Below are 24,098 nucleotides of genomic sequence, written 5' to 3' on the forward strand. Positions count from 1 at the left end.
GCCAAAAGGGGCGGGCAACACCGATGATGAACGAAGACAAGCTCCGGGACTACCTCAAGCGGGCCACCACCGATCTGCGCCAGGCCCGGCGGCGCGTGCGCGAGCTGGAGGCCCGCGACCAGGAGCCCATCGCCATCGTGGGCATGGGCTGCCGCTTCCCCGGCGGCGTCGGCACCCCCGAGGAACTGTGGCGGCTGCTGGCCGACGGCACGGACGCCGTCTCCGGGTTCCCCGAGGACCGCGGCTGGGATGTCGACGCGCTCTACGACCCCGACCCCGAGCGGCCCGGCAAGGTCTACACCCGGCAGGGCGGCTTCCTGCGCGACGCGGCCGACTTCGACGCGGACTTCTTCGGGATCTCACCGCGCGAGGCACTGGCCATGGACCCGCAGCAGCGGCTGCTGCTGGAGACCGCCTGGGAGACCTTCGAACACGCGGGCATCGACCCCGCCACCCTCAAGGGCAGCCGCACCGGCGTCTTCGCGGGCCTCATGTACCACGACTACGGCTTCACGCCCGGCGTCCTCCCCGAAGGCGTCGAGGGGCTGATGAGCACCGGGAACTCCGGCAGCGTCGCCTCCGGACGCATCGCCTACACCTTCGGCTTCGAGGGCCCCGCGGTCACCGTGGACACCGCCTGCTCGTCCTCGCTCGTCGCCCTGCACCTCGCCGTGCGGGCCCTGCGGGGCGGCGAGTGCACGATGGCGCTGGCCGGGGGAGTGACGGTCATGGCGGGCCCGTCCGCCTTCGTCGAGTTCAGCCGTCAGCGCGGGCTCGCCCCCGACGGCCGCTGCAAGTCCTTCGCGGCGGCGGCGGACGGCGCGTCCTGGTCCGAGGGCGCCGGGCTGCTGCTGGTGGAGCGGCTGCGGGACGCCCGGCGGCTCGGCCACCCGGTGCTCGCGGTCGTCCGGGGCAGCGCCGTCAACCAGGACGGCGCCTCCAACGGCCTGACCGCGCCCAACGGCCCCTCGCAGCAGCGCGTGATCCTCGAAGCGCTGGCCGGGGCCGGGCTGTCCGCGGAGGAGATCGACGCCGTGGAGGCGCACGGCACGGGCACCGAACTCGGCGACCCGATCGAGGCGCAGGCACTGCTGGCGACCTACGGGCAGAACCGCCGACGCCCGCTGCTGGTGGGCTCGTTGAAGTCCAACATCGGGCACGCGCAGGCCGCGGCCGGCGTCGCCGGGGTGATGAAGACGGTGCTGGCGATGCGGCATGGTGTGCTGCCGAAGACGCTGCACGTGGACCGGCCCACCCCCCGGGTCGACTGGTCGGCCGGTTCGGTCGAGCTGCTGACCGAGGCGACCGCGTGGCCCGAGACGGACCACCCCCGCCGGGCCGGGATCTCCTCGTTCGGGATCAGCGGCACCAACGCGCATGTCATCATCGAAGCGGCCCCCGAGGAACCGGAGCCCGAGCCCGACGAGGAGGTCACCCCGGCCGAGGCACCGGCGCCGGCGCGGACCACCGTGGTGCCGTGGGTGCTCTCCGCGAAGAGCGGACAGGCGCTGCGGGAACAGGCACGACGACTCTTGTCGTCCGCCGACCTGCTGGCCGCCTCGCCCGCCGACGTGGGCTTCTCGCTGGCGGTCACCCGCTCGGCGCTGGAGCACCGGGCGGCGATCGTCGGCGCCGACGGGGACGAACTGCGCGCGGGACTGACCGCCCTCGCGGCCGGCGAGCCCGCGCCCCAGCTGGTGACGGGACGCGCCCGGGCGGACCGGGGCAGGACCGGGTTCCTTTTCTCCGGACAGGGCTCGCAACGCCTGGGCATGGGGCGTGAGTTGTACGAGGCGTATCCGGTGTTCGCGGCGGCGTACGACGAGGTGTGCGCGCACTTGGACACACCGGTCGACGTGGACTCGGACGAGCTGCATCGGACGGGTTCGGCACAGCCCGCGCTGTTCGCCGTCGAGGTGGCCCTGTTCCGGCTGCTGGAGTCGTGGGGGGTCCGGCCCGACTACGTGGCCGGACACTCGGTGGGGGAGATCGCGGCCGCGCATGTGGCGGGTGTGCTCTCCCTCGAAGACGCGGCGAAGCTGGTGTCGGCCCGGGCCCGTCTCATGCAGGCGCTGCCCGGTGGCGGCGCGATGGTCGCCGTACAGGCCACCGAGGACGAGGTGCTGCCGTACCTGACCGGCGAGGTCGGGGTCGCGGCGGTCAACGGGCCGCAGGCGGTGGTGGTTTCGGGAGCAGAGGAAGCGGTGCTGGCGGTCGCGGAGGAGTTCGCCGGCCGGGGCCGCAAGACGTCCCGGCTGAAGGTCAGCCACGCGTTCCACTCGCCTTTGATGGACCCGATGCTGGACGCGTTCGCCCGGACCATCGGCGACCTGACGTTCAACGAACCCCGCATTCCCGTCGTTTCGAACCTCACCGGACGACTCGCCGAGCCGTACACCCCCGCGTACTGGGTCCGGCACGTCCGCGAGGCGGTCCGGTTCGCCGACGGCGTCAAGACCCTCGACGGCCTGGGCGTGACCACGTTCGTGGAGATCGGCCCCGGCGGCGTCCTCAGTGCCCTCGCCCAGGGCTGCCTCGACGACGCGGACCTCGTCACCGTGCCCGCCCTGCGCACCGACCGGCCCGAGCCCCAGGCGCTCACGCTCGCCCTCGGACAGCTGCACGCGCACGGAGTCTCCCCCGACTGGCGGACGCTGTTCCCCGCCGCCCGGCGGGTCGGCCTGCCCACGTACGCCTTCCAGCGCGAGCGCTACTGGCTCGAGGGCACGGCCGCGGCCGACGTCTCCTCGGCGGGACTGGACCCGGCGGCCCACGCCCTGCTCGGCGCGGTGGTGGAGACCGCCGGGGCGCAAGACCTGCTGTTCACCGGCCGGCTGTCCCCGGCCGACCTGCCCTGGACCGCGGACCACACGGTCGCAGGCGTCCCGGTGCTCCCGGCCACCGCGTTCGTGGAACTCGCCCTGTCCGCAGGCCGGCAGGCCGGGTTCCCGCACCTGGACCAGCTCGACGTGGACGCCCCGCTGGTCCTGGCCGAACAGGGCGCCGTCCGTGTCCAGGTGCAGCTCGGCGCGGGCGACGACCCCGACCGGCGCCCGGTACGCGTCTTCAGCCGGCCCGCCGCGGGCGGCGCCGACGAGCCATGGGTCCGGCACGCCACCGGCGAGCTGACCCGGAACACCCCGGCGCCGGACTTCGACCTGATGCTCTGGCCGCCGGCGGACGCCGAACCCGTGGACGTCCAGGACCGCCCCTACCTGAGCGCCGCCTGGCGCGTGGGGGAGGAGCTGTACGCCGAGGCCGTACTGCCCGCCGCCGAGCAGAGCCGGGCGGGCCGCTACGCGCTGCACCCCGCCCTGCTGGACGCCGCCCTCGGCCTCCCGCGTACCGGGGAGTTGGACCAGGTGTCCCTGCCGTACGCCTGGAGCGGTCTGTCCGTGCACGCGCCGGGGCCGGGTGCCGTACGCGTCCGCGTGCGGCCCGCCGGTGAGGACGCGGTGGCGATCGAACTGGCCGACGCCGACGGCTCTCCGGTCGCCTCGGCCGCCTCCGTCCGGACCCGGACCATGTCCGCGCAGCAGGTACTGGCCTCGCGCGTGGCCCACCGGGACTGGATGTTCGGGGTCGACTGGGTCGAGCACACCACGACGTCCGCCCCCGCCCCCGCCGCCGAGGCGGGGTGGACGGTCCTCGGCGACGGGGGCCCCTGCCCCGACCTCGACGCGCTGCGCGAGGCCGTGGACGACGGTACGGCCCTGCCCGGGCACGTCCTGCTGCCCTGCCCCCGGAGCGAGGGCGACCCCGCCACGGCGACGCGCGACGCGCTGGCCCGTGTGCTGTCGGTGGTCCAGGAGTGGGTCACGGACGAGCGGTTCGCCGACGCGCGACTCGTCGTGCTGACCCGGGGCGCCGTCGAACCGGGCGGCCCGGAGGGCGACCTGGCGCACGTGGCGGTCGCCGGTCTGGTGAAGTCGGCCCAGACCGAGCACCCGGACCGGATCCTGCTCGTGGACGCGGACGACTCGGTCGCGGACGTCACCACCGACCCGGCGCTGACCGCCGCGCTCGCCGCCCTCGACGAGCCGCAGGCCGCGCTGCGCGCAGGAAAGCTGTACGTGCCGCGCCTCGCCCGGATCACCCCGCCCGACGAACCCACCGCTCCCGCGTGGGACCCCGAGGGGACCGTGCTGCTCACCGGCGCGACCGGCGGCCTCGGACGGTCCCTCGCCCGCCACCTCGTCGCCGAACGCGGCGCCCGCAGGCTCCTGTTGGCCAGCCGCCGGGGCCCCGCGGCCGAGGGCGTCGGCGAACTCGTCGCCGAACTCTCCGGCCTGGGCGCCCACATCGACGTGGCCGCCTGCGACATCGCGGACCGGGACGCCCTCGCCGCCCTGCTGGCCTCGGTCCCGGCCGCCCACCCGCTGGTGGCCGTGGTGCACGCGGCGGGGGCCCTGGACGACGGGGTGATCACCGCCCTGACCCCGCGGCGCCTGGACACCGTGCTGCGGCCCAAGGCCGACGGGGCACTGAACCTGCACGAGCTGACCCGGGACCTCGACCTCTCCGCGTTCGTGCTCTTCTCCTCTCTGGCCGGAGTCCTCGGCAGCGCCGGCGCCGCGGGCTACGCCGCCGCGAACGCCTTCCTGGACGGACTGGCGCACCGGCGCCGGGCCGCGGGCCTGCCCGCCACCTCGCTGGCCTGGGGCCTGTGGACGGACAACGGCGGCATGGGCGACCGGATCACCGGCGCCGACCGCAACCGGATGGGGCGCGCCGGAGTCGTACCGCTCACCCCGTCGGAGGGACTGGCCCTGTTCGACGCAGCCCTCACCGTGGACCGGCCGGTGCTGGTGCCGGTCCGGCTGGACGTGCCGGGACTGCGCGCCATGGCCCGCGCCGGCATGCTGCCCGCCCTCCTCGGCGGCCTCGTCGGCGACACCGGCACCGCGTCCGGCGAGGCCACGGACCCGGGCATCCCCGCCCTGGCCCGCCGCCTCGCCGGGAAGCCGGAGGCCGACCAGGAGAAGATCCTGCTGGACCTGGTCCGCAACCAGGCGGCGGCCGCCCTCGGCCACGCCACCGCCGCCCGCGTCGAACCCACCACCGCCTTCCGGGACATCGGCTTCGACTCCCTGACCGCCGTGGAACTGCGCAACCGGCTCAAGGCCGCGACCGGACTCCGGCTCAAGCCCACCCTGGTCTTCGACCACCCCAACCCCGTCGCCGTCGCCCGGCTCCTGCACAAGAACCTCGTACGGGAGCCGGCCGCCGGGATGCCGCCCGTGCTCGGCGAACTCGACCGGCTGGAGGCGCTGCTCACGGCGCTCGCCCCGCAGGACGCCGTACGGGACAAGGTCACCGCCCGTCTGAAGGCACTGCTCTGGAAGTGGACCGACACCACCCGGGGCAGCGCGTCGAACACCGCCGACTCCGGCCCCGGCGCCGACCGCGCTCTCGACCTCGACCGGATCGACGCGGCCACCGACGACGAGATGTTCGACCTCATCGACCAAGAGCTCGGGTCTCTCTGAACCTCTCACGCACACCTCTCACGCACTGCTACCGAGGACGTAAAACATGTCGAACGACGACAAGCTCAGGGACTACCTCAAGCGCGTGATGGTGGACCTGCGCCAGACCCGCAGGCAGCTGGGTGAGCTGGAGGCGAAGGACACCGAGCCCGTCGCCATCGTCGGTATGGCCTGCCGCTACCCGGGCGGCGTCGCCTCGCCGGAGGACCTGTGGCGGCTGGTCGCCTCGGGCGGCGACGGCATCTCCGGGTTCCCCACCGACCGGGGCTGGGACCTCGGCACGCTCTACGACCCCGAGCCCGGCCGGACCGGCCACAGCTATGTGCGCGAGGGCGGATTCCTGCACGACGCCGGGGAGTTCGACCCCGCGTTCTTCGGGATCTCCCCGCGCGAGGCCCTGGTCATGGACCCGCAGCAGCGGCTGCTCCTGGAGACCTCCTGGGAGGCGTTCGAGCGCGCGGGCATCGACCCCGCCACCGCGCGCGGCACCCGCGCCGGTGTGTTCGTCGGCACCAACGGGCAGGACCACGCCTACCTCCAGCGGCCGGGCGACAGCGACATCGAGGCCCACCTCGTCACCGCGAACACCGCCGCCGTGGTCTCCGGCCGCATCTCCTACGCCCTCGGCCTCGAAGGCCCGGCGGTCACCGTCGACACCGCCTGCTCGTCCTCACTGGTCGCGCTCCACCTGGCCGCCCAGGCGCTGCGCCGGGGCGAGTGCTCGCTCGCCCTGGCGGGCGGCGCCACCGTGATGGCCACCCCGAACACCTTCGTCGCGTTCAGCGCCCAGCGCGGCCTGTCGCCCGACGGCCGCTGCCGCGCGTTCTCCGCCACCGCCGACGGCACGGGCATGTCCGAGGGCGTCGGCGTCCTGCTCCTGGAGCGGCTGTCCGACGCCCGCCGGCTCGGCCATGACGTCCTCGCGGTCATCCGGGGCAGCGCCGTCAACCAGGACGGCGCCTCCAACGGCCTCACGGCCCCCAACGGCCCGTCGCAGGAACGGGTGATCCGGCAGGCGCTGGAGAACGCGCGCCTGACCGCCTCCCAGGTCGACGCGGTCGAGGCCCACGGCACGGCCACCACCCTCGGCGACCCGATCGAGGCGGAGGCCCTGCTCGCCACGTACGGCCAGGAGCACCCGCAGGACCGGCCGCTGTGGCTCGGGTCCGTCAAGTCCAACCTCGGGCACACCCAGGCGGCTTCCGGCGTCGCCGGGGTCATCAAGATGGTGATGGCCATCCGCAACGGCGTCCTGCCGCGGACGCTGCACGTGGACGAGCCGACCGACCAGGTCGACTGGTCGACGGGCGGGATACGGCTGCTCACCGAGGCCGTCGACTGGCCCGGGTCCGACCACCCCCGCCGCGCCGCCGTCTCCTCCTTCGGCGTCAGCGGCACCAACGCGCACACCATCATCGAGCAGGCCCCGGCCCCCGAGGAGGAGCCCGCCACCGCACCGGCCGGAGCTCCCGCCGGCGTACGGCCGTGGGTGCTCTCGGCGAAGAGCGAGGCCGCGCTGCGCGCCCAGGCCCAGCGGCTGCTCGCCTTCCTGGAGGACCACGGACCCGGCTGCTCACCGGCCGACATCGGCTTCTCCCTCGCCACGACCCGCACCGCCTGGGACCGCCGGGCGGCCGTCGTCGGCGCGAGCATGGAAGAACTCACCGAGGGTGTCAGGGCGTTGGCGTCCGGCGCCCCCGCGGCCGCCGTCGTGCAGAACGCGGGCCGCCTCGGCGACCGGACCGGTTTCCTCTTCTCCGGCCAGGGCTCGCAGCGGTTCGGCATGGGCCGCGAACTCTACGACGCCTTCCCCGCGTTCGCCGCCGCCTACGACGAGATCCGCGCCCACCTCGACGTCACCCTCGACACGGACGCGGAGCAGCTGAACCGCACCGGCCACACCCAGCCGGCGCTGTTCGCCCTCGAAGTCGCGTTGTTCCGGCTCCTCGAGTCGTGGGGTGTGCGGCCGGACTACGTGGCCGGTCACTCGGTGGGGGAGATCGCCGCCGCGCATGTGGCGGGCGTGCTGTCGCTCCGGGACGCGGCGAAGCTGGTGTCGGCACGGGCCGCGCTGATGCAGGCGCTCCCCGAGGGCGGCGCGATGGCCGCCGTGGAGGCGACCGAGGACGAGGTACGGCCGTATCTGACCGGCGAGGTCGGCATCGCGGCGATCAACGGGCCGCGGTCGGTGGTGGTCTCGGGCGCCGAGGACGCGGTCGCCGCGCTCGCCGACGCCTTCCGGGAGCAGGGCCGCAAGACGTCCCGGCTGAAGGTCAGCCACGCCTTCCACTCGCCGCTGATGGACCCGATGCTGGACGAGTTCCGCGAGGCCGTCGGCGACCTGACCTTCGACGAGCCGCGCATCCCGGTGGTCTCGAACCTCACCGGCCGCCTGGCCGAGCCGTACACCCCGGAGTACTGGGTCCGGCACGTCCGCGAGGCGGTCCGGTTCGCCGACGGCGTCCGGACCCTGGCCGGTCTCGGCGTCACCACCTTCGTGGAGATCGGCCCCGGCGGGGTCCTCAGCGGCATGGCACAGGGCTGCGCCGACGGCATCGTCACCATCCCCGCACTCCGCGCCGACCGCCCCGAACCCCGGGCCGTCGTCACCGCGCTCGCCGAACTCCAGGTGCACGGAGCGTCCCCCGACTGGGAGGCCCTCTTCCCGGGCGCCCGGCGCGTCGGCCTGCCCACCTACGCCTTCCAGCGGCGGCGCTACTGGCTGGAGACCACGGAGACCGAGACGGCCGCCGTGGACGCGGTCGACGCCGACTTCTGGGCGAGCGTCGAGCGCGAGGACGCCGAGTCCCTCGCCGCGACCCTGGAGCTGAGCCCCGGGGAACTCGACGTCGTCGTACCGAAGTTGTCCGCCTGGCGACGCAGGCGGCGCGAGCAGTCCGCCGCGGACGGCTGGCGCTACCGGATCACCTGGCAGCCGCTGGACGGCCTCTCCGCGGGCGATCTCTCCGGCAGCGCCTGGCTGTTCGCCGCACCCGAGGGCGACACCTGGGCCGAGGCGGTCGGCGCGGCCCTCGCCGGACGGGGCGCGCGGCTGGTCCCGCTGGCGGTCGGTGCCACCGCCGACCGCGCCCTCCTGGCGCGCGAGTTGGCCCAGGCCGGACCCTTCGACGGCGTCCTGTCCCTGCTCGCGACCGACGAGACGCCCTCACCCGGACACCCCGCGCTCTCCCGGGGCCTCGCCCAGACCGTGGCCCTGGCGCAGGCGCTGGGCGACGCGGGCATCGACGCCCCGCTGTGGTGCGCCACCCGCGGCGCCGCCGCCACCGGCCGCTCGGGCGAGGCCCCGCTCAGCCCCGTACAGAACCAGGTGTGGGGCCTCGGGCGTGCCCTGGCCCTGGAACACCCCCGCCGCTGGGGCGGCCTGATCGACCTGCCCGAGACCGTGGACGAACGCGCCGCCGGGCGGATCGCCGCCGTCCTCGGGCAGGCGACCGGTGCCGCGAACGGCCGGGCGACCGGCGCCACGGACGGCCAGGCAGCCGCCGGCACCGACGGCCAGGGGGAGTGGGAGGACCAGGTCGCCGTCCGCGCCTCCGGTGTGTTCGCCGCCCGGCTCGACCACGCCCGCGGCGGCACCGGCCGGCCGTGGACACCGCGCGGCACCGTCCTGGTCACCGGCGGCACGGGCGCCCTCGGCGGGCACATCGCCCGCTGGCTCGCCGCCACCGGCGCCGAACACCTGGTGCTCACCAGCCGCCACGGCGCCGACGCCCCCGGCGCGCCCGCGCTCGCCGCCGAACTGGCGGAACTGGGCGCCCGCGTCACCCTCGCCGCCTGCGACCTCGCCGACCGCGACGCGGTGGCGGCCCTCCTCGCCGAGCACACCTGCACCGCCGTCTTCCACGCGGCGGGCGTCCCCCAGTTCACCCCCTTCGGCGAACTGACGGCGGACGACTTCGCCCGCACCCTCGCGGCGAAGGCCCACGGCGCCACCCACCTGGACGACCTGCTCGGCGACCGCGACCTGGACGCCTTCGTGCTCTTCTCCTCGATCGCCGGTGTGTGGGGCAGCGGCCGGCAGACCGCCTACGCCGCCGCCAACGCCCACCTCGACGGGCTCGCCGCCCGGCGCCGGGCCCGGGGCCTGACCGCGACCTCCCTCGCCTGGGGCCCCTGGGCCGACGGCGGCATGGTCTCCGACGCCGACGAGGAACACCTGCGCCGCCGCGGCGTCACCACCCTGCCCGCCGCGCTCGCCGTGACCGCGCTCCAGCGCGCCCTGGACTGCGACGACACGGCGCTCGTCGTGGCCGACATCGACTGGGCACGCTTCATCGGACCGTTCACCCTCGGCCGGCCCAGCGCCCTGCTGTCCGACGTGCCCGAGGTGCGCCAAGCCCGCACCGCCGCGCCCGCCGCACCCGGGACCGGCGACGCGCCCCTGACGGCCCGGCTCGCTGGACTGCCCCAGGCCGAGCGCGCCCAGGCCCTGACCGACCTGGTCCGCGCGCACGTCGCCGCCGTCCTCGGCCACAGCGGCGTCGCCGAGATCGAGCCCGACCGGGCCTTCAAGGACCTCGGCTTCGACTCCCTGACCGCCGTCGAACTCCGCGACCGGATCAACACGGCGACCGGCCTCGCCCTGCCGCCCACCCTGGTCTTCGACCACCCCAGCGCCACCGCGCTCGCCCGCTTCCTTCAGAGCGAACTCCTCGGCGCGCGCACGGCCGCACCGCAGGAGCGGCACCCGGCCGCCGCCGACGACGAGCCCATCGCCATCGTCGCGATGAGCTGCCACCTGCCCGGCGGCGTCGACTCGCCCGAGGCCCTGTGGGACCTGGTGGCGTCCGGCGGCGACGCCATCTCGGGGTTCCCGGCCGACCGCGGCTGGGACACCGACGCGCTCTACGACCCCGACCCCGACCGCCCCGGCACCACCTACGCGCGCGACGGCGGATTCCTCTACGACGCGACCGGCTTCGACGCGGGCTTCTTCGGGATCTCGCCGCGCGAGGCACTGGCCATGGACCCGCAGCAGCGCCTGCTCCTGGAGACCTCGTGGGAGGCGTTCGAACGCGCCGGGATCACCCCCGGACAGCTGCGCGGCAGCCGCACCGGCGTCTTCGTCGGCATGGCCTACCAGGGCTACGGAGCCGATGTGCGGCGCACGCCCGAAGGCGTCGAGGGCCACCGGCTGGTCGGCGGCGCGTCCAGCGTCGTCTCCGGCCGGGTCGCCTACACCTTCGGCCTCGAAGGCCCCGCCGTCACGATCGACACCGCCTGCTCCTCGTCCCTGGTCGCCCTGCACCTGGCCATGCAGTCGCTGCGGGCCGGCGAGTGCGCGATGGCCCTGGCCGGCGGCGTCACCGTCATGGCGAGTCCGAGCGTCTTCGTGGAGTTCAGCCGCCAGCGCGGGCTCTCGCCCGACGGCCGTTGCCGGGCCTTCGGCGCGGACGCGGACGGCACCGGCTGGTCCGAGGGCGCGGGCGTGGTGCTCGTGGAACGGCTCAGCGACGCCCTGCGCAACGGGCATGAGGTCCTCGCGGTGGTGCGGGGCAGCGCGGTCAACCAGGACGGCGCGTCCAACGGTCTGACCGCGCCCAACGGCCCCGCGCAGCAGCGGGTCATCCGGCAGGCCCTCGCCTCCGCGGGGCTCACCACCGCCGACGTGGACGTGGTGGAGGCGCACGGCACGGGCACGACGCTCGGCGACCCGATCGAGGCGCAGGCGCTGCTCGCGACCTACGGGCAGGACCGCGAACGACCGCTTTTGCTCGGCTCGTTGAAGTCCAACATCGGCCACACCCAGGCCGCCGCGGGCGTCGCCGGGGTGATCAAGATGGTCATGGCGATGCGCCACGGAGTGCTCCCGCGCACCCTGCACGCCGACGAGCCGAGCCCGCACGTGGACTGGTCGGCCGGTGACGTACGGCTGCTGACCGAATCCGTCGACTGGCCGCGGACCGATCACCCGCGCCGGGCCGCGATCTCCTCCTTCGGTGTGAGCGGCACCAACGCCCACACCATCATCGAACAGGCCCCCGAGACAGCGCAGTTGCTGCCGACCCCGGACTCCGGCGCGCTGGTGCCGTGGGTCCTGTCGGGCAAGGGTGAGCCGGCCCTGCGCGCCCAGGCGGCCCGGCTCGCCGGCCACCTCGACGCCACGGACGGCTGGACGGCCCCCGACATCGGCCGCTCCCTGGCCGCCCGCGAGACCTTCGAGGACCGCGCCGTACTCCTGGCCCGGACCCCCGACGAACTCCGCCGCGCCCTCACCGCCCTCGCCACCGGCGAACCGGCGGCCGACCTGACGGTGGGGCACGCCCGCTCCGAGGGCAGGACCGGCTTCCTGTTCTCGGGCCAGGGTTCGCAACGCCTGAGCATGGGGCGGGAGTTGTACGAGGCGTTCCCGCTGTTCGCCGACGCGTACGACGAGGTGTGCGCGCGTCTGGACACGCCGTTCGACGTCGACTCCGAGTCCCTGCATCAGACGGGGAACGCCCAACCGGCGCTGTTCGCGGTCGAGGTGGCGCTGTTCCGGCTCCTTGAATCGTGGGGTGTGCGACCGGATTACGTGGCCGGTCATTCGGTGGGGGAGATCGCGGCCGCGCATGTGGCGGGGGTGTTGTCGTTGGACGACGCGGTGCGGCTGGTGTCGGCGCGGGCCGCGCTGATGCAGGCGCTTCCCGAGGGCGGTGCGATGGTCGCCGTACAGGCCACCGAGGAGGAGGTGCTGCCGCATCTGACCGACGGCGTCGGTGTCGCGGCGGTCAACGGGCCCCGCTCCGTGGTGCTTTCCGGAGCCGAGGACGCCGTGACGGCCGTCGCGGACCTCTTCGCCCGCCAGGGCCGCAAGACGAACCGGCTGAAGGTCAGCCACGCCTTCCACTCGCCGCTGATGGACCCGATGCTGGACGCGTTCGCCCGGACCATCGGCGACCTGACGTTCAACGAACCCCGCATTCCCGTCGTTTCGAACCTCACCGGACGCCTGGCCGAGCCCTACACCCCCGCGTACTGGGTACGACACGTCCGCGAGGCGGTCCGCTTCGCCGACGGCGTGCACACCCTGCACGACCTGGGCGTGACCACGTTCGTCGAGATCGGCCCCGGCGGCGTCCTCACCGCCCTGACGCAGGGCTGCCTGGACGACACCGTCGCCGTGCCCGCCCTGCGCGGCGACCGCCCCGAGGGGCAGGCCGTCGTCTCCGCGCTCGCCGAACTGTACGTGCGCGGCGCGTCCCCCGACTGGGGGGCCCTCGTCCCCGGCGCCCACCGGATCACCCTGCCCACCTACGCCTTCCAGCGCGAGCGCTACTGGCTGGCGGGCGACGAGGACCCGGCAGCCGTCGGCGACCCGGCCGACGCCGCGGACCCCGGGTTCTGGGACAGCGTGGAGCGCGAGGACGCCGCATCCCTGGCCGCGACCCTCGGGGTGAGCGCGGACGCCTCGCTCAGCGCGCTCCTGCCCCGGCTGTCCGCGTGGCGCCGGCAGCGCCGCGAACGGTCCGTGGTCGACGGCTGGCGCTACCGCGTCACCTGGAAGCCGCTCGGCGCGCTCCCGCGACCCGGCGCGGCCGGGCCCTGGCTGCTCGTGGTGGCCCGGGAGAGCGAGTGGACCGCCTCGGTGCGCGCCGCGCTCACCGACCACGGCCCGGCACCGGTCACGCTCGTCGCCCGGCCCGGCACCGACCGCCGCGCACTGGCCCGCGAGCTGGCCGGCATCGGCCCGGTCAGCGGCGTGCTCTCCCTGCTCGCCGAGGAGGAGACCGCCGCGGCCGGGCACCCCGGTCTGCCGTACGGCCTCGCCGCGACCCTCTGCCTGACGCAGGCGCTCGGCGACGCGGGCATCGACGCCCCGCTGTGGTGCGCCACCCGCGGCGCGGTGGCCACCGGCCGCTCCGACCGCCTCGACCGCCCGCTCCAGTCCCAGGTGTGGGGTTTCGGCCGGGCCGCCGCGCTCGAACACCCGCAGCGCTGGGGCGGGTTGATCGACCTGCCCGACCTGCTGGACGCCCGCGCCGCGACCCGGCTGGCCGCCGTCCTCGGCCAGCGGGCCGAGGACCAGGTGGCGGTCCGCGCCTCCGGCGTCTACGGGCGCCGGCTCGTCCGGGCCACCCGCGCCGCCCACCCGGCACGGGAGTGGTCGCCGCGCGGCACCGTGCTGATCACCGGTGGTACGGGTGCGCTGGGCGGGCATGTGGCCCGTTGGCTCGCCGGTGCGGGCGCCGAGCACCTGGTGCTGACCGGTCGCCGGGGCCTCGACGCGCCCGGCGCCGCCGCGTTGACGGCGGAGCTGGAGGAGTCGGGCGTCCGCGTGACCGTCGCCGCCTGCGACATGGCCGACCGCGAGGCGCTGGCCGCGCTGCTCGCCGAGCACCCGGTGGACGCCGTCGTGCACGCCGCGGGCGTCGGCGACCACGCCATGATCGAGGACAGCGACCCGGCCGGGTTCGCCCGTACGGTGTCCGCGAAGGCCGCCGGCGCCGTCCACCTGGACGAACTGCTGGCCGGTCAGGAACTCGACGCCTTCGTCATGTTCTCCTCGGGCGCCGGAATCTGGGGCGGCGCCAGCCAGGCCGCCTACGCGGCGGCCAACGCCTGCCTGGACGCCCTCGCCGAGCACCGGCGGGCCCGCGGCCGCACCGCGCTCGCCGTCTCCTGGGGCGGCTGGGCCGAGGGCGGCATGGCCCAGGTCGGCGACGGCGAGGAGATGCTGCGCCGGCGCGGACTGCCGCCGATGCGCCCCGCCCTCGCGCTCGCCGCGCTCCAGCAGGCACTGGCCGACGACGACACCACCCTCACCGTCGCGGACTTCGACTGGCAGCGGTTCATCGGCCCCTTCACCGTCACCCGGCCCAGCGCCCTGTTCTCCGACGTGCCCGAGGCGGCCCGCGCCCTGGACGCCCCGGCCGCCGGCGGCGCCGAGGCGGGCAACGCGCTCGCCGCACGGCTGGCCGGGCTGTCGGCGGGCGAGCGGGACCGCACCCTGGTGGACCTCGTGCGCACCCACGCCGCCGCCGTGCTCGGCCACGACGGGGGCACGGCCGTGCCCCCGGACCGGGCGTTCAGCGACCTCGGCTTCGACTCCCTCACCGCCGTCGAACTGCGCAACAAACTCACGGCCGACACCGGCCTGAAACTGCCCACCACCCTGGTCTTCGACCACCCCGACGCCACCGCCCTGGCACACTTCCTGCGCACGGAACTGCTCGGCGCCCCGGACGCCGCGCGGCCTGAGCGGGACCACGTCGCCGACGGCGACGAACCCATCGCGATCGTCGCCATGAGCTGCCGCCTCCCCGGCGGCGTCGGCTCGCCCGAGGACCTGTGGCGGCTCGTGACCTCCGGCGGCGACGCGATCTCCGGCTTCCCCGAGGACCGCGGCTGGGACGTCGAGGGACTCTACGACCCCGACCCGGGCACCCCCGGCAAGACGTACGCGCGCGACGGCGGATTCCTCTACGACGCGGGCGACTTCGACGCCGCGCTGTTCGGGGTCTCGCCGCGCGAGGCGCTCGCGATGGACCCCCAGCAGCGCCTGCTCCTGGAGGCCACCTGGGAGGCGTTCGAGCGGGCCGGGATCGACCCGGCCGCCATGAAGGGCAGCCGCACGGGCGTGTTCGTCGGCATGTCCTACCAGGGCTACGGCGCCGGCCTGCCGGAGGTCCCCGAGGGTGTCGAGGGCCACCTGCTCACCGGCAGCGCCGCCAGCGTCGTCTCCGGGCGCGTCGCCTATACGTTCGGCTTGGAGGGGCCGGCCGTCACTGTCGACACCGCGTGCTCGTCGTCGCTGGTCGCCCTGCACCTGGCCATCCAGTCGCTGCGCGGCGGCGAGAGCACCATGGCCGTCGCGGGCGGCGTCAACGTCATGGCCGTACCGGCCGCGTTCGTCGAGTTCAGCCGCCAGCGCGGACTGTCCGCCGACGGCCGCTGCAAGGCGTTCGGCGCCGGAGCGGACGGCACCGGCTGGGCGGAGGGCGTCGGCGTGGTGCTGGTGGAGCGCCTGTCCGACGCCCTGCGCAACGGGCATGAGGTCCTCGCGGTGGTGCGGGGCAGCGCGGTCAACCAGGACGGCGCGTCCAACGGCCTGACCGCGCCCAACGGTCCCGCGCAGCAGCGGGTCATCCGGCAGGCCCTCGCCTCCGCGGGGCTCACCACCGCCGACGTGGACGCGGTGGAGGCGCACGGCACGGGCACGACGCTCGGCGACCCGATCGAGGCGCAGGCGCTGCTCGCGACCTACGGGCAGGACCGCGAACAGCCGCTCCTGCTGGGATCGTTGAAGTCCAACATCGGCCACGCCCAAGCGGCGTCCGGCGTGGCCGGCGTCATCAAGATGGTCATGGCGATGCGCCACGGCGTCCTGCCCCGGACCCTGCACGCCGATGAGCCGACCCCGCACGTGGACTGGTCGACGGGCGCGGTACGGCTGCTCACGGAGCCCGCGGACTGGCCGGAGACGGGCCGTCCGCGCCGGGCCGCCGTGTCCTCCTTCGGCGTCAGCGGCACCAACGCCCACACCATCATCGAACAGGCGCCGACGGCCGAACCGGCCCCCGTCGCCCCCGTCGAGGTCGCCTCCCCGGCCGTGCCGTGGGTGCTGTCCGGCAAGACCGAGACCGCGCTGCGCGCCCAGGCCGAACGCCTGCTCGCCCTGACCGCCGACGGCGCCGGACCCTCCCTCACCGACCTCGGGTTCTCGCTGGCCACCACGCGGGCCGCCCTGGAGCACCGCGCCGCCGTGACCGGCGACGGCCGCGAGCGCCTCACCGAGGGCCTGCGGGCCCTCGCCTCCGGGACGCCCGCCCCCGGCGTCGTCCTCGGCCGCGCCGACACCGGCCGGGTCGGGTTCCTGTTCTCCGGCCAGGGCTCCCAGCGCGTCGGCATGGGACGCGAACTGTACGACGCCTTCCCGGCCTTCGCGGCGGCCTACGACGAGGCGTGCGCCCACCTCGACCGGCACCTCGACCGGCCGCTGCGGGAGGTGGCCTTCGGCGCCGACGGCCACGACGACGGCGCCGCACTGAACCGCACCGCCTTCACCCAGCCCGCCCTGTTCGCCCACGAGATCGCCGTCCACCGCCTGCTGGAGTCCTGGGGCGTACGACCGGACTACCTGGCCGGGCACTCCGTGGGCGAGATCGCCGCCGCGCACGTCGCCGGGGCCCTCTCGCTGGCGGACGCCGCCACCCTGGTGACCGCCCGCGCCGCGCTCATGCAGGCCCTGCCCGCCGGCGGCGCGATGATCGCCGTACAGGCCACCGAGGACGAGGTACGGCCGCACCTCACCGAGGGCACCGACATCGCGGCGGTCAACGGCCCGCAGTCCGTCGTGGTCTCCGGAACCGAGGACGCCGTGACGGCCGTCGCGGACCTCTTCGCCCGCCAGGGCCGCAAGACGAACCGGCTCACGGTGAGCCACGCCTTCCACTCGCCGCTGATGGACCCCGTGCTGGCGGACTTCGCGCACGTCGTCAGCGGTCTGCGCTTCGAGAAGCCCCGGACACCCGTCGTCTCCAACCTCACCGGCGAACTCGTCGACACGTACACGCCGGACTACTGGGTCCGGCACGTCCGCGAGGCCGTGCGCTTCGCCGACGGCATCCGCACCCTGGGCGACCTGGGCGTCACCACCTTCGTGGAGACCGGCCCCGGCGGGGTGCTGAGCGCCATGACCCAGGGCTGCCTGGACGGCGCGGTCACCGTGCCCGCCACCCGGTCCGGCGGCACCGAGCCCGAGGCGATCACCGGCGCCGTCGCGCGCCTGCACGTGCTCGGCGTCCCCGTCGACTGGCCGGCGTTCTTCGCCGGGCGCGGCGCCCGGCGCGCCGAACTGCCCACCTACGCCTTCCAGCACCAGCGGTACTGGCTCCGGACCACCGCGCCGGCAGCCGCCGCCCCGGCGGCCGACACCGTGGAGGCCGGGTTCTGGGAGAGCGTGGAGCGTGAGGACGCCCACTCCCTCGCCGCCACCCTCGACCTGCCCGCCGAACAGCTGGACGCGGTGCTGCCCCGGCTGTCCGCGTGGCGCCGGCAGCGGCGCCGGGAGTCCGCCGTGCAGGGCTGGTCCTACCGCACGGACTGGAAGCCGCTCAGCGGTCTGCGGACCGGTGAACTGCCGGGCGACTGGCTGCTCTTGGCCACCGCCGAGGACCCGTCGGGCACGTCAGGTGGCGCGGACGACTCGCGGGCCGCCGAGAACCTGACGGCCGCTGCCCCGCCGACCGAGGCCGCGTGGGCGTCCGCCGTCGCCGACGGGCTCGCCGCCCGTGGCGCCCGGCTGATCCGGGTGACGGTCGACCCCGCCGCCGACCGGGACGCACTGCTGCGCCGACTCACCGATGCCGTACGGGACGTACCGGTCGAGGGCGTGCTCTCCCTCCTCGGCACCGACGAGCGTCCGCACGCCGCCCACCCGGCCCTTTCCGTCGGCACCGCGCTGACCCTCGCCCTCGTCCAGGCTCTCGGCGACGCGGGCATCGACGCCCCGCTGTGGGCGCTGACCAGGTCCGCCATGTCCACCGGCCGCGCCGACCCGGTGCCGAGCGCCGCCCAGCACGCCGTCTGGGGCCTGGGCCGGGTCGCCGCGCTGGAGCACGGGCGGCGCTGGGGCGGTCTGATCGACCTCCCGGACACGATCGACGACCGGATCACCGGCCGTCTCGCCGCGGTCCTCACCCAATCCGCCGAGGACCAGATCGCCCTGCGCGCCCGCGGCGTCTTCGGCCGCAGGCTCACCCGGGCCACCGCCCGCCGCCACCCCGGCGCCGCCCCCGGGTGGACGCCTCGCGGCACCGTTCTGATCACGGGCGGTACGGGTGCGCTGGGCGGGCATGTGGCCCGCTGGCTCGCCGGTGCGGGCGCCGAGCACCTGGTGCTGACCAGCCGCCGGGGCCTCGACGCGCCCGGCGCCGCCGCGTTGACGGCGGAGCTGGAGGAGGCGGGCGTCCGCGTGACCGTCGCCGCCTGCGACGTCGCCGACCGCGAGGCGCTGGCCGCGCTGCTCGCCGAGCACCCGGTGAACGCCGTCGTGCACACGGCGGGCGTCGACCACCTGGACCCGCTGGAGACCATGACGCCGGGCACCTTCGCCGACGTACTCTCCGCCAAGGCGGCGGGCGCCCTGCACCTCGACGCGCTCCTCGACGGCCGGGAGCTGGACGCCTTCGTCCTCTTCTCGTCCATCGCCGGCGTGTGGGGCGGCGGCCACCAGGCCGCCTACGCGGCCGCCAACGCCCTGCTCGACGGACTCGCCGAACGCCGCCGCGCCCGAGGACTGCCGGCGACCGCCGTGGCCTGGGGCCCCTGGGCGGGCGGCGGCATGGCCGAGGGCGACGGCGCGGACGAACGGCTGCGCAGGCGCGGCCTGCTCCCGATGCCCGCCACGCACGCCGTGGCCGCACTCGGACGGGCACTGGACTCCGGCGCGGCGACCACCACGGTGGCCGACATCGACTGGGACCGGTTCCTGCCCCCGTTCACCCTGGGCCGCCCGAGCGCCCTGCTCGGCGACCTCCCGCAGGCCGAGCGGCTCCGCACCGCGGACAGCGCCCCGGCCGGACCCGGCACGGCCACCGCCTCACCCCTGGCCGACCGCCTCACCGGGATGCCCGGGACGGACCAGCACACCCTGCTGGTCGACCTCGTCCGCACCCACGCGGCGGCCGTCCTCGGCCACAGCGGCATCGGCGAGGTCGAGGCCGACCGGGCCTTCAAGGACCTCGGCTTCGACTCCCTGACCGCCGTCGAACTGCGCGACAGGCTCAACGCCGAGACCGGCCTCACCCTGCCCGCCACCCTGGTCTTCGACCACCCCAACACCCAGGCACTCGCCCGGCAGTTGCGCACCGAGATCACCGGCCGCCTTCTCGAGACCGCACCGGAATCGGCCACCGCACCCGCCGCGGACGACGAACCCGTCGCGATCGTCGGTATGGCGTGCCGGTATCCGGGCGGGGTGCGCTCGCCCGAGGACCTGTGGCGGCTGGTGGCCTCCGGCGGTGACGCGGTCGGCGAGTTCCCGGCGGACCGGGGCTGGGACGTGGACGGCCTCTACGACCCGGACCCCGACGCCTCCGGCAAGACGTACACCCGCCACGGCGGATTCCTGTACGACGCGGGGGAGTTCGACCCCGCCTTCTTCGGTATCTCGCCGCGTGAGGCCGTGGCGATGGATCCGCAGCAGCGGCTGCTGCTGGAGACGACGTGGGAGACGTTCGAACGGGCCGGTATCGACGCGGAGTCGGTGCGCGGCAGCCGTACCGGAGTCTTCGTCGGTTCCGGCTACCAGGACTACGCCGCCCAGGCGTTCCACGCCATCGACGACTCCGAGGGCTTCTTCGGCACGGGCAACTCCGCGAGCATCATGTCCGGCCGGATCGCCTACACCCTCGGCCTGGAAGGACCGGCGGTCACCGTCGACACGGCCTGCTCCTCGTCGCTGGTCGCCCTGCACTGGGCGGTCCAGGCGCTGCGTGGCGGCGAGTGCTCCATGGCCCTGGCCGGCGGCGTGATGGTCATGTCCACCCCGCGCGCCTTCGTGGAGTTCAGCCGTCAGCGCGGGCTGTCGCCCGACGGGCGGTGCAAGGCGTTCGGCGCCGGGGCCGACGGCACCGGATGGGCCGAAGGCGTCGGCATGCTGCTGGTGGAGCGGCTGTCCGACGCCCGCCGCAACGGGCACCGGGTGCTGGCCGTCGTCCGGGGCAGCGCGATCAATCAGGACGGCGCGTCCAACGGTCTGACCGCGCCCAACGGTCCCGCGCAGCAGCGGGTCATCCGGCAGGCGCTCACCTCCGCCGGTCTGACCTCCGCCGACATCGACGCGGTCGAGGCGCACGGTACGGGGACGAGGCTCGGCGACCCGATCGAGGCCCAGGCCCTCCTCGCCACCTACGGCCGGGAGCGCCCCGAGGACCGGCCGCTGTGGCTGGGCTCGCTGAAGTCCAACATCGGTCACGCCCAGGCTGCCGCCGGTGTCGGCGGGATCATCAAGATGGTCATGGCGATGCGCCACGGCGTCCTGCCCCGGACCCTGCACGCCGATGAGCCGACCCCGCACGTGGACTGGTCGGCCGGTGACGTACGGCTGCTGACGGAGGCGGTGGACTGGCCGGAGACGGACCGCCCGCGCCGGGCCGCGATCTCGTCCTTCGGGGTCAGCGGCACCAACGCCCACACCATCATCGAACAGGCCCCGCCCACCGAAGCCGAGGAGCCGGCCACCGCCCCGGGCGGCCTCCTGCCCTGGGTGCTCTCCGCCAAGAGCGGCGCCGCCCTGCGCGACCAGGCCCGGCAGCTGCTGGCCCATGTGCAGGACGGCACCTCACCCGCCGACGTCGGCTTCTCCCTGGCCACCACCCGCAGCGCCCTGCGCCACCGGGCGGCCGTCATCGGCGAGACCCACGACGAACTCCGCCGCGAACTGGGCCTGCTGGCCGCCGGAACGCCCTCGCCCGGAGTCGTCCAGGGCCGGCCCGGAGGCAAGACAGGCTTCCTGTTCTCGGGCCAGGGATCACAACGCCTGGGAATGGGGCGGGAGTTGTACGAGGCGTTCCCGGTGTTCGCCGACGCGTACGACGAGGTGTGCGCGCGTCTGGACACGCCGTTCGACGTCGACTCCGAGTCCCTGCACCAGACGGGGAACGCTCAACCGGCGCTGTTCGCGGTCGAGGTGGCGTTGTTCCGGCTCCTCGAATCGTGGGGTGTGCGGCCGGATTACGTGGCCGGTCATTCGGTGGGGGAGATCGCCGCCGCGCATGTGGCGGGGGTGTTGTCGCTGGACGACGCGGTGCGGCTGGTGTCGGCGCGTGCCGCGCTGATGCAGGCGCTTCCCGAGGGCGGTGCGATGGTCGCCGTACAGGCCACCGAGGAGGAGGTGCTGCCGCATCTGACCGACGGCGTCGGTGTCGCGGCGGTCAACGGGCCCCAGTCGGTGGTGGTCTCCGGCACCGAGGAGGCGGTCCTCGCGGTCGCCGAGACGTTCGCGGAACAGGGCCGCAAGACATCCCGGCTGAAGGTCAGCCACGCCTTCCACTCGCCGCTGATGGACCCGATGCTGGACGCGTTCGCCCGGACCATCGGCGACCTGACGTTCAACGAACCCCGCATTCCCGTCGTTTCGAACCTCACCGGACGCCTGGCCGAGCCCTACACCCCCGACTACTGGGTACGACACGTCCGCGAGGCGGTCCGCTTCGCCGACGGCGTCCGCACCCTGCACGACCTGGGCGTGACCACGTTCGTGGAGATCGGCCCCGGCGGCGTCCTGAGCGGTATGGCGCAGGGCTACCTGGACGAGGCCGTGACAGTGCCCGTCCTGCGGGGCGAACGCCCCGAGCGGCGGGCGCTCGTGACGGCGCTGGCCCAACTGCACACGTACGGCGCGACGGTGGACTGGCGCCAGTTCTTCGCGGGCGCGCGGAAGACCGACCTGCCGACGTACGCGTTCCAGCACGAGCGGTACTGGGTCGAAGCACCCGAGAGCGCGGCCGACACGGCGACGGACCCGGTGGACGCCGAGTTCTGGGACACGGTGGAGCGGGAGGATCTGCAAGCTCTCGCGGACACCCTGGACATCGGCGCGGGCGACACCTTCGGCGACGTACTGCCGAGGCTCTCGTCCTGGCGGCGGCAGCGCAAGGAACAGTCCACCGTGGACGGCTGGCGCTACGGCATCACCTGGAAGGCGATATCCGACCCCGCCCCGCAGAGCCCCGCCCGCAACGGTGTGTGGCTGGTTCCCGTCGGCGCCGGACACCACGGCGACGACTGGATCACCGCCTGTCTGCGCGGGCTGACCGAACGGGGCCTGATCACGCTGCCGGTCCCGGTCGAGCCGTCCACGGACCGGGCGGAGCTGACCGCCCGGCTCGCCCTGGCCGCCGGTGACGCGACGGTGGCGGGCGTCCTGTCACTGCTCGCCGTCGACGGCGAGGCCGCCCCGGCGGCACCCGGACTGACCGCCGGCGTCGCGCTGTCCGTCCTGCTCGTCCAGGCCCTGGGCGACGCGAGGATCGACGCCCCGCTGTGGTGCGTGACCCGGAACGCGATGGGCGTGAGCCCCGCCGAGACGGTGACGGACCCCCACCAGTCCCAGGTCTGGGGGCTCGGCCGGGTGGCGGCGCTGGAGCACGCGCGGCGCTGGGGCGGCCTCGTGGACCTGCCCGGCACGGTCGACGACCGGATCGCGGGCCGGCTCCTCGCGGTGCTCGCGCAGTCGGCCGAGGACCAGGTCGCGATCCGTGAGCGCGGCGTGTTCGTACGGCGCCTGTCGCGGCTGCCCGCCACCCGGAGCGACCGTTCATGGTCCCCGCGTGGCACGGTGCTGATCACCGGGGGAACGGGTGCGCTGGGCGGGCATGTGGCCCGCTGGCTCGCCGGTGCGGGTGCCGAGCACCTGGTGCTGACCGGTCGGCGGGGCCTCGACGCGCCCGGTGCCGCCGAGTTGCAGGCGGAGTTGCAGGAGTCGGGCGTCCGCGTGACCGTCGCCGCCTGCGACGTCGCGGACCGTGCGGCGCTGGCCGCGCTGCTCGCCGAACACCCCGTCGACGCGGTGGTCCACGCGGCCGGCACCGCCGAGGCGGGCATGCTCGCCGAGACGAACCTCGGCGACTTCGCGGCGACGGTCGCCCCGAAGGCACTCGGCGCCCTGCACCTCCATGAACTGCTCGGGGAAAGGGAGTTGGACGCCTTCGTGCTCTTCTCCTCCATCTCCGGTGTGTGGGGCGGCGGCGGACAAGCGGCGTACTCGGCCGCCAACGCCTTCCTCGACGGCCTGGCGCAGCACCGGCGGGCCCGGGGCCTTGCCGCGACCGCCATCGCCTGGGGACCCTGGGCCGAGGGCGGCATGGTCGCCGACGCAGGCGACGAGGAGCGGCTGCGCCGCCGCGGCCTGACCGCGCTGCGGCCGGAGCGGGCCGTCTCCGCGCTGCACGGCGCACTGAGCGGCGCCGACGGCACGGTCACCGTGGCCGACGTGGACTGGGCCCGGTTCGTCGTCCCGTTCACCGTCGGCAGGCCCAGCGCGCTGCTGGGCGACCTGCCCGAGGTCAGGGACGCCCTCGCGGACCGGCGGCCCGCCGGGCAGAGCACGGAGCCGTCCGCGCTGCGGGAGAAGCTGGCCACCCTGTCCGAGGACGAACGCCGGCGCCTGCTCGTGGACACGGTGTGCGCGCACGCGGCGGCCGTACTCGGCCACAGCGGCGCCACGGCGGTGGAGCCGGACCTGGCGTTCCGGGACCTCGGCTTCGACTCCCTGACCGCGGTGGAGCTGCGCAACCTGCTCACCGCCGACACCGGTCTCACCCTTCCCGCGACCCTGGTCTTCGACCACCCGACCCCCGAGGCGATCGCCCGCCACCTGGACGGCGAACTCACCGGCGGGACAAGCCCGGACGAGGTGTCGGTCTTCAGCGAACTCGACCGGCTGGAGGCGGTGATCGGGACGGCCGCCACCGCCGAGGAGACGGTCCGGTCGGGCGTGCGCAGGCGGCTCCAGGAGCTGCTGGCCCAGATGAACTCCGCCGGCGAGCAGCACACCGGATCGGCCGACGCACAGCGTCAGCTCCAGGACGCGACGGTCGACGACATCTTCGATCTGATCGATCAAGATCTAGAAAATTCCTAGTTCTTGGCGCTCTACCTTTG

The 24,098-nt window shown here is 75.0% G+C and carries 2 protein-coding genes; both read left to right on the plus strand.

The features are described from left to right. The first annotated feature begins 26 nt into the window (after positions 1-26). On the plus strand, positions 27-5,489 hold the full coding sequence (locus GHR20_RS34950; RefSeq protein ID WP_153816266.1) for a type I polyketide synthase: 5,463 nt from the start codon (positions 27-29) through the stop codon (positions 5,487-5,489). Between the two features lie 46 nt (positions 5,490-5,535). Next, positions 5,536-24,078 carry a type I polyketide synthase gene (locus GHR20_RS34955; RefSeq protein ID WP_153815531.1) on the plus strand — a complete coding sequence of 6,181 codons (18,543 nt, stop codon included), beginning with the start codon at positions 5,536-5,538 and terminating at the stop codon, positions 24,076-24,078. Positions 24,079-24,098: the final 20 nt, after the last annotated feature.

It is taken from the genome of Streptomyces sp. SUK 48 (genome assembly GCF_009650765.1).
In the GTDB taxonomy this organism is placed as follows: Bacteria; Actinomycetota; Actinomycetes; order Streptomycetales; family Streptomycetaceae; genus Streptomyces.

Bases quoted from the DNA above. Each gene is read 5' to 3' on its own strand.
- GHR20_RS34950 (WP_153816266.1), top strand. From the start codon at position 27: ATGAACGAAGACAAGCTCCGGGACTACCTCAAGCGGGCCACCACCGAT.
- GHR20_RS34955 (WP_153815531.1), top strand. From the start codon at position 5,536: ATGTCGAACGACGACAAGCTCAGGGACTACCTCAAGCGCGTGATGGTG.